The sequence below is a fragment of the Micromonospora yangpuensis genome (genome assembly GCF_900091615.1).
In the GTDB taxonomy this organism is placed as follows: domain Bacteria; phylum Actinomycetota; class Actinomycetes; order Mycobacteriales; family Micromonosporaceae; genus Micromonospora; species Micromonospora yangpuensis.
Window position 1 is genome coordinate 5275545 of sequence record NZ_FMIA01000002.1, and the last position, 16208, is coordinate 5291752.

The following is a 16208-nucleotide window of genomic DNA, read 5'->3' on the forward strand; positions in this document are numbered from 1 at the left end:
CATCGGTCGGGGCCGTTCGCGTGTCCACCCCGCCCCGACGTCGGCCATCGGCGCGCAGCGGGACGGACCACGTCGGCATGCCCGCCGTCCAGCGGGGTACGCGAGTGGGACGAGGACACGCCGCTGGGACAGGAGGGCAGCGAGATGACGGATCGGGACGCCGGACGCGACCGGCCGCTGGAGGAAAGCCCCGAGGTGGCTGCGGCGGTGGACGACGAGACGACGGTGGCCGGGTTGCGTACCCCCGGTGGCGGCGTCGACGCGGACACCCCACGTTTCGCCGAGCCGGGTGAACAGGTGGACGCCGCCCCGACCACCGAGGATCTGCTCGGCGACCCGTACGGGGCCGGCACCGGCGCCGGCGGGGACAACATCCGTACCGGGGGCGAACAACCGTGGGAGCCGACCGACCTGGTCGCCGCGCGGGGTCAGGACCCGACCCCGGAGAACCTCGAACGGGCCCGGCGCGACCTGGCCGAGCAGGGGTCGGCCGCGGTGGAACGGACGGTGCCCTGATCCGGGGCGACGGGGTGGGTCCCCGACCCGACCAGTGACGGTCGGGTCGGGGACCCGGGGGGACCTGCCGCTCGGTGCCTCACTACCGGAGCGACGGGCAGGCGTTGCCGATCAGAGCGCCGGGTAGGCGTTGCGCATCAGCTCGGCGAACTGCGCGGAGAACCAGGCGCCCGAGATCGGGGCGTCGGCCAGCGCGCCGGAACGGCTGAAGCCGTTGCGGGCGTTTCCGTTGTACGTCGGGTCGCACATCCGGTCGAAGCCCTTGCCCTCGTTGTTCGGGATCTCCTTGCTGGAGCCGTCCGACTCACCCGGCGGCTTCACCCAGACGTAGGCGTCGATACCCGGCTCCGGAGCGGCCTTGGGACGCTCGCCCAGGCCGGCACCGGACTGGTTGCACCAGTTGCCGGCGTGGATCCGCCGGTCGACCCGACCGCCGTCGACGTAGGCGTCCACGCTGGTCGACGGGCCCGGGCCGGTGGGCCGGGCCGAGCCGCCCCAGCCGTTGCGGGAGGTGTCGATCAGCATGCCGATGCTGGAGCTGAAGCCCTTGCTGATCAGCTCGTTGCGGAACGCCTGGGCGAAGGTGAGCTCGTCGGTGTAGAAGTTCCAGTCGACCCACTTGGACTGGCGGACGGACTGGCCGTTCACCTGGTCGGTGATCTTGACGTACGGCTCCTTCAACGCGGAGTAGTTCGCCGTGTTGACGATGAAGCCGTGCACGTTGGCCGGGGTGGCGCCGGACGCGCCGGCGGCCTCACGCAGGACGGTTGCCGACGGGCTGAAGTTGCTGTCCCAACCGAGCCAGCCGTGGTGGCCGGCGTCGATGTAGTTGTAGACGTTCGGGATCGCGCCCAGCTTGGCGATGGCGTAACCGACCCCGTTGACGTAGGCACCGTTGGCCTTGACCGTGTCACACATCGCGGTGCCGCCCGGGTTGCCGGAGGTGTTGGTCACCAGGTTCGGCAGCGAGTCGATCTCGACGATGTTGATGATCCGCAGGTTGCGGTACTTGGCGTCACCCTGGATCGCCGCGATCGGGTCGATGTACTCGGCCTTGTAGCGGGGCAGCTCGTTCGCCTTCAGCTCACCGTTGGAGGCGAGCGCGGCGCAGTCGCGACCGGGCAGGTTGTAGATGACGAACTGGATGTACTGGGCACCCTGCGCCAGGGCCGCGTCCAGGTGGTTCCGGACGCCCATCGCGCCGTTGGAGCTGCTGTCCGGGGTGCCGTTGATCGCCGCGATCCGGTCGATCCAGACGGCGGTCGGGTTGTTGGAGACCCGGTTACCACCGGCCACCGACTCGGCCTTGGCCTTCCACTCCGGGTTCACGTACCCCTTGGCGTTCAGGTAGGGGTTGTCCACCCGCGGCCCGCCGGGCGGCGGGGTCGTCGGCGGCGTGGTGGGCGGCGTGGTCGGCGGAGTGGTGGGGGGCGTGGTGGGCGGGGTGGTCGGGTTGGTGGTGCCACCGTTGCAGACCGTGCCGTTCAGGGTGAACGAGGTCGGCTTCGGGTTGCTGCCACTCCACGCGCCGTTGAAGCCGAAGCTGGTCGACCCACCGGAGGCGATGCTGCCGTTGTACGACAGGCTCTTCGCCGTCACCTGGCTACCGCTCTGGGTGATCTCGGCGGACCAGCCCTGCTGGACCCGCTGGCTGCTGTTGGGGAACGTCCAGTTCAACGTCCAGCCGTTGACCGCGTCACCGATGTTCTTGATGGTGACGTTGGCGGTGAAGCCACCCTGCCACTCGTTGGACGTCCACGTCACGTCACACTGCGTCGCGGCGTGCGCCGCAGTGACCGGAAGGGTCACCAGCCCGCCCGCGACCAGGGCGCCCGCGCCGGCGAGCGCGATTGCCCGGCGTTGGCCGGACAGCCTTCTCCACACATTCATGCCAGTGATCTCCTTGGGCGAGACCGGGCCCTGGGTTCGACCCGGCAATACGGCCCCGGGGACGTCCGTTCGGACGGCCTTCGGTGCCACGGGATTTCGGGGGGTGCCCGACCCGGACGGGCTTGGTGGTGGTGTGACGGTCGGCTCGCACGGCCGGCCGGTGGCGGAGTGTCGTACCGGCGAACCGGCTGCCCTCGACGCTCTACCTGTCGCGGTGTGGCTCCGCTAACCGCGTGCAGCGATTCTTGCATGGGAGCGCTTCCATGGCAACGGGTCGATTAATTATCGCTCACTTCGCAGGTCACGGCGGCAACCTGACGGTCATTTCCACTCTCCCGAGGGAACCGCAAGAAGATTCGTATGGTTTTCTCATATTGGGGCTACTTGTCCGCTTTGTCGCCGTACCGTGGCGTCAGTGACTGGACAGGACCTCAGCCACTCCGCGCCCGGTTTGGTGCGGCCGTGTCACGCGTGAAAGGCAGGGAAGTGTGATGTCCACGTTCCAACGGTGGCGCGGGACCTCCGGTCGGCCCCGGACCCGGACGGCCCAGACGACGCGACGACGGTTCCTGGCCGGCGGGCTGGTGGCGGGCAGCCTGGTCGCCGGGGCGGCCGGCCTGACCGGGGTGGCCGCCGCGGCCGGTGGCGGCAACGTACTCGGGCAGCTCCTCGCCGCGCCGTCGACGATCGGGCAGCGCGACGCCGACGGGGCCGACTCCCCGAACCGGTCCCACCCCGACGGGGGACCGGCAGCGGTCTCCGTGCCCTGCGACCCGGCCCGGCTCGTCGCCGCGCTCGTGCACGCCGACGCCCAGGGCGGCGGCACGCTGCGGCTCGCGCCGAAGTGCACCTACACGCTTACCGAGGCAGCCTTCGACGACGACCGGTTCGACGGCGGGGTACGTGACGCACGGGAGGCCTCCGACCAGTTGGAGAACGGGGAGAACACCAGCAACACCGCCAAGACCAAGGAGCAGATCCGGCGGGAGAACAGCTCCGGCCTGCCGGTGGTCTACCACCCGATCACCATCGAGGGTGACGGCGCCACCATCGCCCGGCACCCCAACGCGCCGGAGTTCCGTTTCTTCACCGTGCGGGACGGGGGCGAGCTCAAGCTGAGCGACGTCACACTCAGGAACGGGCGCTCGGTGGCCGAGGGCGGCAGCGTGCACGTCGTACACGGCGGCAGCGCGGTGCTGGAGCGCACCACGATCACCCAGAGCCTCTCCTTCTCCGCCGAGGGCGGCGGCGGAGCGGTCTTCAACGACGGCAACCTGGTCGTCACCGACAGCACCTTCACCCAGAACGCCGCCACCGCGCGGACCGGCCGGGGCGGTGGCCTGCTGAACGGGGGGGTGCTGACCGTCACCGGGAGCACCTTCCGCGACAACAGCGCCGCCGCGATCGGCGGTGGCCTGGCCAACTTCCGGGGTGCCGCCGACATCGGTGGCAGCACCTTCGAACACAACAGCGCCACGCAGGGCGGCGGTCTGGCCAGTTTCTCCGCCCGGACCCGGGTCTGGGACACCAAGGTCACCGGCAACACCGCCGGCAACGGCGGGGGCATCGCCAACTCCGACGCCACGATCGCCCTGCGCGGGTTGACCGTCCGCGACAACCTCGCCACCGGTGACGGTGGTGGCGTCTGGGCATCCCGGGGCCTGATCACCCTGGACGCAACCGTCGTCACGGCCAACGTGGCACACCGCTTCGGCGGTGGGCTCTTCACCGACCGGTCGAACGTTCCGGTCCGGCACAGCGAGATCACCGGCAACGGCGCGGTGGGCGCGACGTCGACCGGCGGCGGCATCCACGCCTCCGGTGGCCAGGTCAGCCTCTTCGCCAGCCGGGTGACCGAGAACCGTTCGGTGGTCGCCCCCGGGGGCATCTTCGGTCGGAACCTGCGGGTGAACGTGGACCCGCGCAGCGTCGTCACCGACAACCGCCCGACGAACTGCCAGGGCAGCCCCGCCCCGATCGGTAACTGCTTCCGCTGACCCACCGGTGGCCGGGTGGGTCCAGCGCTCCCACCCGGCCGCCCACCAGCCGGTCAGGTCGGCACACCGAACCGGAGAACGGCCGGGACCGTCATGACCGGGTCAAGCCGGCCGGGATCACCGAGACCGGGGCGAGGGGAACGGATCCGCAGGTCGAGCGCGGCGAAGCCGAACCGGCCCGACCACGGCGTCCGGGGGCGTTCCGGCGCGGTTCACCCGGGAGGAGCAAAACATGAATCTTTGCTTCCATACCTCGCGAATCGGTCTAACGTCGGTCGTAGCTCGGCTGCCGCCGGGTTCAGGACAAAAAGGGATGGAGTGACTGGGGTCATGGCTAACAAGATGCTCGGGAAGGTCGTTGCCGGTGCCGCCCTCGGCGGTGCGTCGTTGCTGGTCTTCGCGCCGGCCACCGCTTTCGCCGATGGCGCCAAGCCGGAGGCTGAGCACCACAAGAAGGGCTACGTGCTGGCCGAGCCCGAGGTCGTCAAGGCCGGGCACAAGGTCAAGCTCGTCGAGGTCTGCCCGGAGCCGCAGAAGGAGGCCTTCGTCTGGTCCGAGGTGACCGGAAAGGTCAAGCTCCACCCGGCCGAGAAGCCGGCCGAGAAGGAGTGGGGCGGCTGGAGCGGCGAGGAGAGCGACAAGGGCTCCTACGAGGAGGGCAAGCAGTCCGACGGCGGCTGGGGCGGTGGCGCCGCGGACGACGCCAAGAAGGAAGAGGAGCACAAGAAGGCCGAGGAGCACAAGAAGGCCGACGAGGAGAAGGCCAAGGAGAAGGAGCACGAGTTCGTGTACTTCGCCGAGGTCAAGATCCCGTGGGACGCCGAGCCGGGCGCCTACGAGCTCAAGGGTTCCTGCGGCGAGGGCACGCTCGTCGTACTGCCCAAGGGCGGCGTCGAGGCCGGTGCCGGCGGCGCCGGAGCCGGCACCGACACGGGCCTGGCCGCCAGCGGGGCGGGCATGCTGGGCGCGGCGGCGCTCGGTGGCGTCGTGCTGATGCGGCGGCGTCGGACCAATGGGTCCCTGGTCTGACGTGCGGACGAACCGGGCCGGCGGCCGTCACGGGACACCGTGGCGCGCCGCCGGCGCGGCCGTCGTCCTGCTCGTCGCCATGGTCGGGGCGGGGCTGTTGGGCGTCGCCCTGAGCACCGACCCCACCGCCCCGCCACCGGCTCCGGTCACCCAGGCCGGACCGCACGCGACCGATCCCGATCTGGCACCCCAGGAGTCGGGGCAGGACGGCGCGCGAGCACCCGGGCTGCCCCGGTCCCGGCCGATCACCGTGTCGATCCCGCAGATCGGGGTGCACACCTCGGTCCTGGAACTCGGCACCAACCCGGACGGCACAGTCCAGACCCCGCCGCTGGAGCAGGCCGACCTCACCGGGTGGTACCAGCGGGGTGCCAGTCCCGGCGAGGTGGGCAACGCGGTGATCATCGGACACGTCGACTCGCGGGAGGGACCCGCCGTCTTCTGGTCCCTCGGCACCCTGCAACCCGGAGGCACCGTCCAGGTCACCCGGGAGGACGGCCGGACGCTCACCTTCACCATCGACGCGGTCCGGTCGTACCCGAAGACCGACTTTCCCAGCCAACTCGTGTACGGCCCGAACGACCGTCCCGGCCTACGGCTGGTCACCTGTGGTGGTCAGTTCGACCAGAACGCCGGGACGTACCTGAACAACACGGTCGTCTTCGCCACCCTGGCCGAGTGAGCCGGCGCGGTCCGGACGGAGCAGCGGGGATGTCCCCCGCCTGCCTCGCCCGGACCGCGCCGGCCCGGTCGCTCAGGCCGCGGCCGAGGTCCGCACCAGGGTACGGATCTGCCGCAGCAGCACCGACAGGGCGGCCAGATCCGCCCGGGACTCGGCGAACTCGCCCATCGCCCGCTGCGCCCGGCGGATCGAGGTGGCGTTGGACTCCTCCCACTGCAACACCCGCTCCAGCGGCTGCTGACCCTGCGGAGTGGAGTCGAGCACCTCCGCGGTGAGCGCCGCCAACGCCGCGTACAGGTCGTAGCGCAGCGCCATCCGGGCCAGCGTCTGCCAGCGGTCCTCCCGGGGCAGCAGGGAGATCTTGGACAGCAGGGAGTCCACCCGGAACCGGTCGGAGAGCACGAAGTAGACCGAGGCCACCTCACCCACGTCCTTACCGCTGCGGGTGGCGGTCTCCACGATGTCCAGCAGACCGAAGCTGAACATCAGCCGGGTCGCCTGCTCGGCCAACTCGCGCGGCAGCCCACGCTCGACCATCGCCTCGATGTGCCCGGTGATCCCGTCCCGCTCGCTGCCGTAGAAGAGGTTCTCCAGCTCCGGCAGGAGCCGGGCCACCCCCTCGCGCAGCCGGCTGATCTCCGCCGGCACGTCCAGCGGCGAACGCCGGTTGGTCACCAGCCACCGCACGGCCCGGTCGAGCAGCCGCCGGGTGTTCAGGTAGACGCTGGTCTGCAACTCCGGGTCGACCCGGTTGTCCAACGCCTCGACGGCGTCCCACACCGCACGCAGCCCGAAGACCTCACGGACCACCACGTACGCCCGGATCACGTCCGCCGCCGTCGCGGCGGTCTCCTCGACCACCCGGAAGACGAAGGTGATGCCACCCCGGTTGATCGCCTCGTTGACCAGCACGGTGGTCACGATGTCCCGGCGCAGCCGGTGCCGCCCCATCCGGTCGGCGAACCGCTCCCGCATCGGCGTCGGGAAGTAGTTGACCAGGACGTCGGTCGTCCACTCCTCGTCCGCGATCCCCTCGGTGAGGATCTCCCGCTCCAGCGCGATCTTGACGTACGCGAGCAGCACCGCGAACTCCGGTGCGGTCAGCCCGGAGCCGGCCCGGTTGGTCAGCTCCTCGTCCGAGGGCAGCCCCTCCAGGGCCCGGTCCAGTGCGCCCGAACGCTCCAACTCGGTGATCATCCGGCGGTGCACCGGAAGCAGCGAGCTGGCCTGCGCCTGGGAGTTGTTGATCGCACGGGCCTGGTCGTAGTTGTCCCGCAGCACCAACTCGCCCACCTCGTCGGTCATCCCGGCGAGCAGCTCGTCACGCTCCGGCACGTCCAGTTCCCCGTCGGCGACCGCCGTGTTCAGCAGGATCTTGATGTTCACCTCGTGGTCGGAGCAGTCCACCCCGGCCGCGTTGTCGATGAAGTCGGTGTACATCCGACCGCCGGTCATCGCGTACTCGATCCGGCCGTGCTGGGTGAAGCCGAGGTTGCCGCCCTCGCCGACCACCCGGCAGCGCAGGCTCCGGCCGTCCACCCGGATCGCGTCGTTGGACTTGTCGCCCACCTCCGCGTTGGTCTCGCTGGAGGCCTTGACGTAGGTGCCGATGCCGCCGTTCCAGAACAGGTCCACCGGAGCGGTGACGATCGCCTTCATCAGCTCCTGCGGGCTGAGCTGGCCGACCTCCTCGTCGAGCCCGAGCACCGCCCGGACCTGCGGCGTGATCGGGATGGACTTGGCGGTACGCGGGTGCACCCCGCCACCGGCGGAGATCAGCCCGGTGTCGTAGTCCTCCCAGGACGACCGGGGCAGGTCGAACAGCCGCTTGCGCTCGGCGTACGAGCTGGCCGCGTCCGGGTCCGGGTCGAGGAAGATGTGCCGGTGGTCGAAGGCGGCCACCAGCCGGATGTGCTCCGAGAGCAGCATCCCGTTGCCGAACACGTCACCGGACATGTCGCCGACGCCGACCACGGTGAAGTCCTGGTTCTGGGTGTCGTGCCCCAGCTCGCGGAAGTGCCGCTTGACCGACTCCCACGCGCCCCGGGCGGTGATGCCCATCTTCTTGTGGTCGTAGCCGGCCGACCCACCCGAGGCGAACGCGTCGCCCAGCCAGAACCGGTGCGCCTTGGAGATCTCGTTGGCGATGTCGGAGAAGGTCGCGGTGCCCTTGTCCGCCGCCACCACCAGGTACGGGTCGTCGGCGTCGTGCCGGACCACGTCCTCCGGCGCGACGATCTCCCCGCTGACGATGTTGTCGGTGACGTCCAGCAGGGCGGAGATGAACTCCTGGTAGCAGGCCACCGCCTCGTCCCGGTCGCCCGGCTTCTGCTTCAGCACGAAGCCGCCCTTGGCACCCACCGGCACGATCACGGCGTTCTTCACCATCTGCGCCTTGACCAGGCCGAGCACCTCGGTCCGGAAGTCCTCCCGCCGGTCGGACCAGCGCAACCCGCCCCGGGCCACCGGCCCGAACCGCAGGTGCACACCCTCGAACCGGGGCGAGTAGACGAAGATCTCGAACTTCGGGCGGGGCGCCGGCAGGTCCGGGATGGCCTGCGGGTCCAGCTTCAACGCCACGTACGACTTGGGCCGACCGTCGACCCGCTTCTGGTAGAAGCTGGTCCGCAGGGTGGCCTGGATCAACGTCAGGTACGACCGCAGGATCCGGTCCTGGTCCAGGCTGGCCACCTCGTCCAGCGCGGTGCCGATCGCGGTCACCAGCTCCTGGCTGCGCCGCTCCCGCTGCTCGGCGTCGAGCTCCGAATCAGGCGCGAAGCGCACCTCGAAGAGCTCGACGAGCAGGGCGGCCAGCTGCGGGTTGGCGGTGAAGGTGGACTCCACGTAGTCCTGCGAGAAGACCGTGCCGGCCTGGCGCAGGTACTTCGCGTAGGCGCGCAGCACCACCACCTGCCGCCAGGTCAGCCCGGCCCGCAGCACCAGCTCGTTGAAGCCGTCCACCTCGGCCTCGCCCCGCCACGCCGCCGCGAAGGCGTTCTCCACGTGCGGACGTACCTCGGCCAGGTCCTGGTGGCCCTCGGGCAGTTGCAGACCGAAGTCGTACAGCCAGATCCGGCCGTCGATCCGGTCCACCTCGTACGGGTGCTCGTCAACCACCCGGACACCCAGCGAGTGCAGCACCGGCAGCACCGCGGAGAGCATCATCGGTTCGCCGTACCGGTAGACCTTGAACCGGACGTCCATCGCCTCGACCAGGTCCGCACCCGGGATCCGGGCCCCCGGCCGGGGCGCCAACTGCTTGCGGAACAGGTGCATCTCCAGCTGGCCGGACTCCTCCAACAGCTCCAGCTTGGCCAGGTCCTTCATCGCCTCGTACGGGGTGTGCCCGTCCTTGTAGCCCTCCGGGAAGGCGTCGGCGTACCTGGTGAACAGGTGCTTGGCCTGCTCGTCGCCGAGCTTGCGTTCCAGCACCAGCCGGTAGTCGTCGTCCCAGAGCCGGGTGGCGTCGGCCAGCTCCTCGGCGAGCAGGTCGGCGTCGATGTCCCCGGGCGGGTTGTTCGGGTCGGTACGGACGATGAAGTGCACCCGGGCCAGCATCGACTCGGTGACCCGGGTGGTGTAGTCGACCCCCACCCCGTTCAGCTCACGCAGCAGGATGTCCTGCATACGCAGCCGGTTCTGGGTGGTGAAGCGGTCCCGGGGCAGGTAGATCAGGCAGGAGATGAACCGCCCGTACGCGTCGCGCCGCAGGAAGACCCGCAGCTGCCGGCGGCCGGCCATCCGCAGCACGCCGATCACCGCGTGGTACAGGTCGTCGGTCTTGATCTGGAACAGCTCGTCGCGCGGGTAGGTCTCCAGGATCTGCAGCAGGTCCTTGCCGGAGTGGCTGCGCTGGCTGAGCCCGGAGCGGTCCAGCACCTCGGCCACCTTGCGGCGTACCACCGGCAACTCCCGGACGCTGGTCCGGTAGGCGGCGGTGGAGAACAGGCCCAGGAAACGCCGTTCCCCGACCACCTCGCCCCGCTCGTCGAAGATCTTGAAGCCGACGTAGTCGAGGTAGGCGGAGCGGTGCACGGTGGCCCGGGAGTTCGCCTTGGTGATGATCAGCAGGCGCTTCTCCAGCACCTTCTCGTGCGCCTCCGGCGTCATCGAGGCCAGCGCGCGGGCCTCCGGGGCGTCCTGGCGCAGGATGCCCAGGCCGGTGCCGAGCACCGCCTCCAACGCCTGGCCGCCCGGCCGGCCGGCCGCCTCGTCGGTCGGCGCGTTCACCAGCCGGTACTCGCGGTAACCGAGGAAGGTGAAGTGGTCGTTGGCGAGCCAGCGCAGCAGCTCCACCGAGTCGGTGATGTCCTTCTCCGGCACCGGCGGGCGGTTCGGCGAGGTCCGGGCCGAGGCGAGGTCGTCGGCGAGCGCCAGGGCCCGCTGACGCATCTTCGGCCAGTCCTCCACCGCCTCCCGCACGTCGGTGAGCACCCGCTGCAGCTCCCGCCGCAGCTGGTCCCGCTGCTCGGCGTCGCGGACCGGGTCGATCTCGATCCGCATCCAGCTCTCGACCAGGTCCCCGGCGATCGCGTCGTCCGGCTCGACGTCCGCCGACACCTCGGTCAGCCGGCCCAGCGGCTCGCGCCGGACCACCACCAGCGGGTGGACCAGCATGTGTACGTCGAGGTGGTGCGAGTTGAGCAGCGCCGTCATCGAGTCGACCAGGAACGGCATGTCGTCGGTGACGATCTCGATGACCGTGTGGTGCTGGTCGGTGCCCGGGGCGTGGATGCGCAGTTTCAGCTCGCCGGGGACCCGCTGCTGGGCGAGGTCCCGGTGGGCCCGCGCCGCGTCGAGCATCTCCTCGGCGGTGAAACCGATCAGCTCCTCGTCCGGCGCGAACCGCCAGAACCGGCCGACCAGGGTCGCCGCGTCGTGGTCGTCCCCGGCGAGCGCGACCGCCTGGGCCACCAGGCGCTCCGCGTTGGGCACCGGCTCGTCCAGCTCGGCGTCCTCGACGTCGTCGCCGAGGGCCTCCGGGGGTAGTCCGAGATCGTAGATGGTGTCGACACTGGAACCGGTCAAGCCGGTCACTCCGGTGTCGAGTCGGCCGGGGCCGTCCCCGTCGGTCGCCGAATCGAAGCTGTCGGCCGGGCTGGTGTCAGCCTGCCGGAGGTCGGGTCCCGGTTTGATCGCCGGACGCCGGTCCATTGGTGCACTCCCCTCAACCCACCGCGTTGTGGGTCACTCTGCCGCCCAGCCTAGGCCTGCCGATCTAGGTACTGCTCGGCGGACCACCGGACGTCCGGATCGGGGTTGAAGCCCTTCACCCCTGGTGGGTACGGGAACGGACGGCGGATGGATACCCCGGCCTGGGATTTTCATCACCCCGTCACCGGCCCGTCTTTCCGCGTGTTCGCGCCGCCGGGGACAGTGCGGGGGGACAGGTCGTACTAACGTGCGCAACAGACCCGAGACCGGAGGAACGCCGATGCCGCGCGCCCGCCCGCACCGCCGCCGTCCGTACCAGAACGCGCTGGTCGCCGTGTTGCTCGCGGCCGGCGTGCTGACCGGCTGTTCGGACTCGGACGGCCCGGAAGGCAGCGTGGACGCCTTTCTGTCCGGTTGGCGCTCCGGTGACCTGCGCGCGGTCGGTTTCGTCGCGCCGACCGGCGACCGGCTGAGCGCCGACCAGGTGGCCCAGGAGCTCAAGGAACTCTCCGGGGAGCTGGCCGGGACCCCACCGGAGCTGCGCCGCTCCGGCGAGCCGAAGGTGACCAAGGACACCGCCACGGCCACCGTGGCGATCAACTGGCCGTTGCCGGGCGGTGGCTGGTCGTACGACCGTCAGCTCCAGCTCAAGCGCGGCGGTGACGACGGCTGGCAGGTGGTCTGGGAGCCACAGCTGGTCCACGAGCAGCTCACCAAGGGTGACCAGCTGGGCCTGCGCCGGGAGGTCAGCTCCCGGGCCGCGGTCCTGGACGGCGCCGGCGAGCCGATCGTCGCCCCCCGACCGGTGGTCCGGGTCGGGGTGCAGCCGGGCGAGGTCACCGACGCCCGGAAACTCGCCGGCCAGCTCGACGCCGCGTTCAAGGCGATCAAGCCGGCGCTGGTTCCGCCGGTGGACACCAGCGACCTGCCCAAGCGCCTGGCCGAGGCCAAACCGGACGCCTTCGTCGAGGTGGTCACCCTCCGCAAACCGGCGTACGACCAGATCCGTTCCCGCATCTACGACCTGCCCGGCACCAAGTTCCCCACCGACGAGCTGCAGCTGGCCCCGACCCGGGAGTTCGCCCGCGCCCTGCTCGGCTCGGTCGACCCGGCCCAGGCCGACGACCTGAAGGCCCACCCCGACCGGTACGTCGAGGGTGACCTGGTCGGCCACGGTGGTCTCCAGGGCCGGTACGACGAACGGCTCCGCGGCACCCCGGGGCTGGCCGTGATCATCAAGCGGACCGGGCAGGACGGCAAACTGGCACCCACCGACACCGAGCTGTTCCGGCAGGACCCGCAGCCGGGCGCACCGCTGAAGACCACCCTGGACGTCGCCACCCAGAACGCGGCCGACGCGGCGCTGCGGCCCGAGAAGCGGCGCTCCGCCCTGGTCGCGGTACGGATCAGCGACGGCGCGGTGCTCGCCACCGCCAACGGCCCGGGTGCGCCCGGCGAGAACCTCGCCTTCTCCGCCCAGGTGCCACCCGGTTCGACCTTCAAGATGGTCAGCGCCCTCGGTCTGCTCGACCAGGCCGCGGTGACCCTGGACGGGCGGGTCGACTGTCCGAAGACGTTCACCGTGGACGGGCGTTCCTTCAAGAACTCCAACGACTTCGAGCTGGGCTCGGTGCCGTTCCGGACCATCTTCGCCCGCTCGTGCAACACCGCGTTCGCCGCACTGGCCCCGAAGCTCGGCCCCGACGGGCTCGCCGCCGCCGGCCGGTCGCTCGGCCTGGAGGGCAGCTGGGACCTGGGCGTCGACGCCTTCACCGGCAAGGTCTCCACCGGTGGTTCCCCGGTCGAGCAGGCCGCCGCCTCCTTCGGCCAGGGCACCACCCTGGTCAGCCCGCTGGCCCTGGCGGCAGCCACCGCAGCCGTCGCCCGGGGGCGCTTCGAGCAGCCGAAACTGGTCCTCGACCCGGCACCGGGGCAGGCCGCCGCCCCCGGCCCGCAGCTCAAGCCGGAGTCGGTCGAGCCGCTGCGCACGATGATGCGCGAGGTGGTCACCAAGGGGACGGCGAAGACGCTTGCCGACGTGCCCGGCGACCCGGTACATGGCAAGACCGGCACCGCCGAGTACGACGACGACCCGGCCAACACCCACTCCTGGTTCGTCGGCTGGCAGGGTGACGTGGCGTTCGCCGTCTTCGTCGAGTCCGGCGGCGCCAGCACCGACAGCGCCGTCCCGATCACCAACCGCTTCCTCCGCTCCCTCCGGTAAGGAAGGGCCCCTTGTTAACGCCTGAGGTAGAGCGGGGCACCCCGCTCACCGACAAGCGGGACCGTAGCCACGCGAGCACCAACCTGGCTGGGCTGGGCCGGGCGGATCCCACAGTAAATCTTGGACACTTACCGTCCAGATAGAACGGTAAGTGTCCAAGATCTACACCCCGCTCGGGTACGGAGAGAGCGAGGAGCCTGGGCCGCGCAGGAGCGCGGGGGCGGGGGCGGGGTCGGGGCAGGGGCGTTCGAACTTCGACGCAGGCCACCCCGGCTCGCGCCTGGCCGGTTCCAGGGGACCCGCTCACGCCTGGTCGGTTCCGGGAGCCACCGGTGGAACCCGGTCCGCTCCGGGCTCGCGCGGAGCAGGTGCCGGTGTCCACCGGTTTTCGGCCAGGCCGGGCTCCCGTTGGGACGGCGCCGACGGGCTGCCGGCATCTGTCGACGCGGGGCCAACACCACCGCTTGGATCCGAGCCAGCCGGCAGCTGACCGGGGCCTGCCTCGACAGGAGTGCCGCCGGTCGCAGCCCCGATACCGGCACGCACAGGACCGATGCCGTCCTCGGGAGCCGAGCCGGCGGCGGCTCCGGAGCCGGGAAAGGAGGCCGCGGCCGACGCCGGTACAGAAACCGCCGTCGAGGCCGGCACACCAGCCGGCGCGGCGACCGGAACGGAGGCCGGCACCACCACCGGGGCAGAGACCGGGGCCAGACCGGCGACGAGGGTGTTGACGATCTCCGCCGCGTACGCCCCCTCCGGGTCGTAGTCGGGGTCGAAGACGGTCAGCTCGACGCCGAGGCAGTGCGGGGTGTCCACCAGGCCGGCAAGGAGGATCTCCAGCTCGGCGAAGGCGATGCCGCCCGGGTCCGGGGCGTCGACCGCCGGCATCACCGCCGGGTCGAGCACGTCGACGTCGATGTGCACCCAGTAGCCGGCGCAGTCGGCCAGTTGCTCGTGTGCCCACTGGGCGGTGCGGGCCGCGCCCTCGGCCCGCAGCGCCGGCACCGGCCGGGTGACGATGCCGGCCGCCTGGAGGTCGAGACGGTACTCGTCCTGCGCCCGGATGCCGAGCACCACCACGTCGATGTCCCGGAAGTACGGCCGACGGCCCTCGATGGCGGCCAGGTCTGCCTGGCCCCGCCCGGTGACCAGGGCGAGGTCCTCGCCGGCTGCCGCGCCGACGTAGGAGGCGTTGCCGGGGTGCCGGAAGTCGGAGTGCCCGTCGACGAAGACCAGCCCGATCCGCCCGCCGACCGCCTCGCCGAGCCGGTGCATGGCCAGCGCCGACCCGATCAGCACCGAGCAGTCCCCGCCGAGCACCAGCGGGAACTCCCCCCGGTCGATGATCGCGCCGATCCGCTCGGCCAGGGTCACCGAGTAGTCCGAGATCTCCCGGGCGTGGCAGACGCCGTCACCGGGACGCCAGTCACCGGGGTCGTACCGGGGCGGGGTGAGGCAGCCGGCGTCGCGGGCCCGCAGCCGGGTGACCAGCTCGTGGTCGCGCAGCGCGCCGGGGGCCTTGCCGCAGCCGGGCACCGAGGTCGGCGTGGGCGGACGCAGACCGAGGTTGGTAGGCGCGTCGAGGACGGCGATCCGACGCATGTTGGGCTCCCCCCGGCTCGGCGCTCACGACCTCATCGACTCCACGGACACGTCCTGCCGGACCAGTGCGGGCCGGCAGGACGCCGGCCCGCTGCCGCACCCGGGCGGGCCGGCGCGACGCCGGCCCGCGCTGCGGATCTCCTGCTCAGAACAGGGCGCTGGCCAACGCCCGGCGGGCCGAGGCGACCGCCGGATCGTCCGGGCCGGCGACGGTGAACAGCGACACCAGGTGCTGCCGGGCCTTCTCCCGGTCCGGCCCGGCGGTGCGCCGGACCACGGCCACCAGCCGCGCGTACGCCGCCTCGGCCAGGCCGCTGAGCACCTCCACGTCGGCGGCGAGCAGCTGCGCGTCCACGTCGTCCGGGGCGGCCTCGGCGGCGGCGAGCGCCGCCTGCGGGTCCGCGCCGGCCACCCGCCGGGCCAGCCCGACCTGGGCCAGCCCCGCCTCCGCCGCGGCGTCCGCCGGGGTCTCCGCGAGGATCTTGCGGTACGCCTGCTCGGCGGCGTCCAGGTCGCCGCTCATCAGCGCGTCGTCCGCCTCGTCCAGCCGGGGGTCGCCCGCCGGCTCGACGGTCACCCCGGCGGCCTGCAGTACCCGTTGGATCCACTGCCGCAGCTGGGCCTCGGGCACCACGCCGGAGAAGGCGTCGACCGGCCGGCCGCCGAACAGGGCGTAGACCGTGGGGATGCCCTGGACCTGGAACATCTGGGCGATTCGCGGGCTCTCCTGGACGTCGACCCGGGCCAGTGTCCAGGCGCCACCGCCCTCGGCGGCCTGCCGCTCCAGCACCGGGGCGAACTGGTCGCTCTCCGGATATCCGGCGGCCCCGAAGAAGACGATGACCGGGGCGTTCAGCGAGCGTTCGAGAACGTCGGACTGAATGGTCGCCTCGGTCACGTCGATCACGGAGCCGCCGGCACCGGCGGGACCACCGGGTACGCCGGTGGGCGCTCCGGGGTGCTGGGCCGGTGTGGCGGGACGGGCAGGGGCCGGTGCGGGGGTGCGCAGCGCGCTGAGGTCGACCGCGCCGCGGGTGAAGATCGACGAGGTGATCCGTGGGTCGCTCATGGTTACCTAGTCTCGCACGCGGGCGCCGGAAGTCAGATCAACCGC

General features: G+C 71.4%; 8 protein-coding genes and 1 pseudogene. 5 read left to right on the forward strand and 4 right to left on the reverse strand.

The features are described from left to right. Window positions 1-144 precede the first annotated feature (144 nt). Window positions 145-516, forward strand: coding sequence for a hypothetical protein (locus GA0070617_RS23825; protein ID WP_091442884.1), 372 nt, complete (start codon window positions 145-147; stop codon window positions 514-516). 111 nt (window positions 517-627) lie between these two features. Here GA0070617_RS23825 and GA0070617_RS23830 read toward each other — a convergent pair whose 3' ends face one another. Next, a complete protein-coding gene (locus tag GA0070617_RS23830; RefSeq protein WP_091442887.1) occupies window positions 628-2406 on the reverse strand; it encodes a glycoside hydrolase family 6 protein in 1779 nt (592 codons plus the stop codon). A 491-nt stretch (window positions 2407-2897) separates the two neighbouring features. Between GA0070617_RS23830 and GA0070617_RS23835 the strand changes: the two genes are divergently transcribed. From GA0070617_RS23835 to GA0070617_RS23845, 3 genes are all read left to right on the forward strand, one after another. Further along, window positions 2898-4403 carry a right-handed parallel beta-helix repeat-containing protein gene (locus GA0070617_RS23835; protein WP_229688521.1) on the forward strand — a complete coding sequence of 502 codons (1506 nt, stop codon included), beginning with the start codon at window positions 2898-2900 and terminating at the stop codon, window positions 4401-4403. A gap of 330 nt (window positions 4404-4733) precedes the next feature. Next, window positions 4734-5432: a hypothetical protein gene (locus GA0070617_RS23840; protein WP_091442890.1), complete on the forward strand. Its 699-nt coding sequence runs from the start codon at window positions 4734-4736 to the stop codon at window positions 5430-5432. Window position 5433: 1 nt separating this feature from the next. After that, window positions 5434-6114, forward strand: coding sequence for a class F sortase (locus tag GA0070617_RS23845; protein WP_091442895.1), 681 nt, complete (start codon window positions 5434-5436; stop codon window positions 6112-6114). Window positions 6115-6186: 72 nt separating this feature from the next. Here GA0070617_RS23845 and GA0070617_RS23850 read toward each other — a convergent pair whose 3' ends face one another. After that, window positions 6187-11268 carry an NAD-glutamate dehydrogenase gene (locus GA0070617_RS23850; protein ID WP_091442899.1) on the reverse strand — a complete coding sequence of 1694 codons (5082 nt, stop codon included), beginning with the start codon at window positions 11266-11268 and terminating at the stop codon, window positions 6187-6189. A gap of 280 nt (window positions 11269-11548) precedes the next feature. On the opposite strand from GA0070617_RS23850, the gene GA0070617_RS23855 reads away from it, so the two are divergent. Beyond that, window positions 11549-13492 carry a penicillin-binding transpeptidase domain-containing protein gene (locus GA0070617_RS23855; RefSeq protein WP_091442903.1) on the forward strand — a complete coding sequence of 648 codons (1944 nt, stop codon included), beginning with the start codon at window positions 11549-11551 and terminating at the stop codon, window positions 13490-13492. 690 nt (window positions 13493-14182) lie between these two features. On the opposite strand, the pseudogene GA0070617_RS23860 reads toward GA0070617_RS23855, so the two are convergent. Both GA0070617_RS23860 and GA0070617_RS23865 read right to left on the reverse strand, forming a co-directional pair. After that, window positions 14183-15094, reverse strand: a pseudogene (locus GA0070617_RS23860) (arginase family protein); the annotation flags it as partial. Between the two features lie 145 nt (window positions 15095-15239). Then, complete coding sequence (locus GA0070617_RS23865; RefSeq protein WP_091442907.1) at window positions 15240-16163, reverse strand: tetratricopeptide repeat protein; 924 nt, start codon at window positions 16161-16163, stop codon at window positions 15240-15242. Window positions 16164-16208 lie beyond the last annotated feature (45 nt).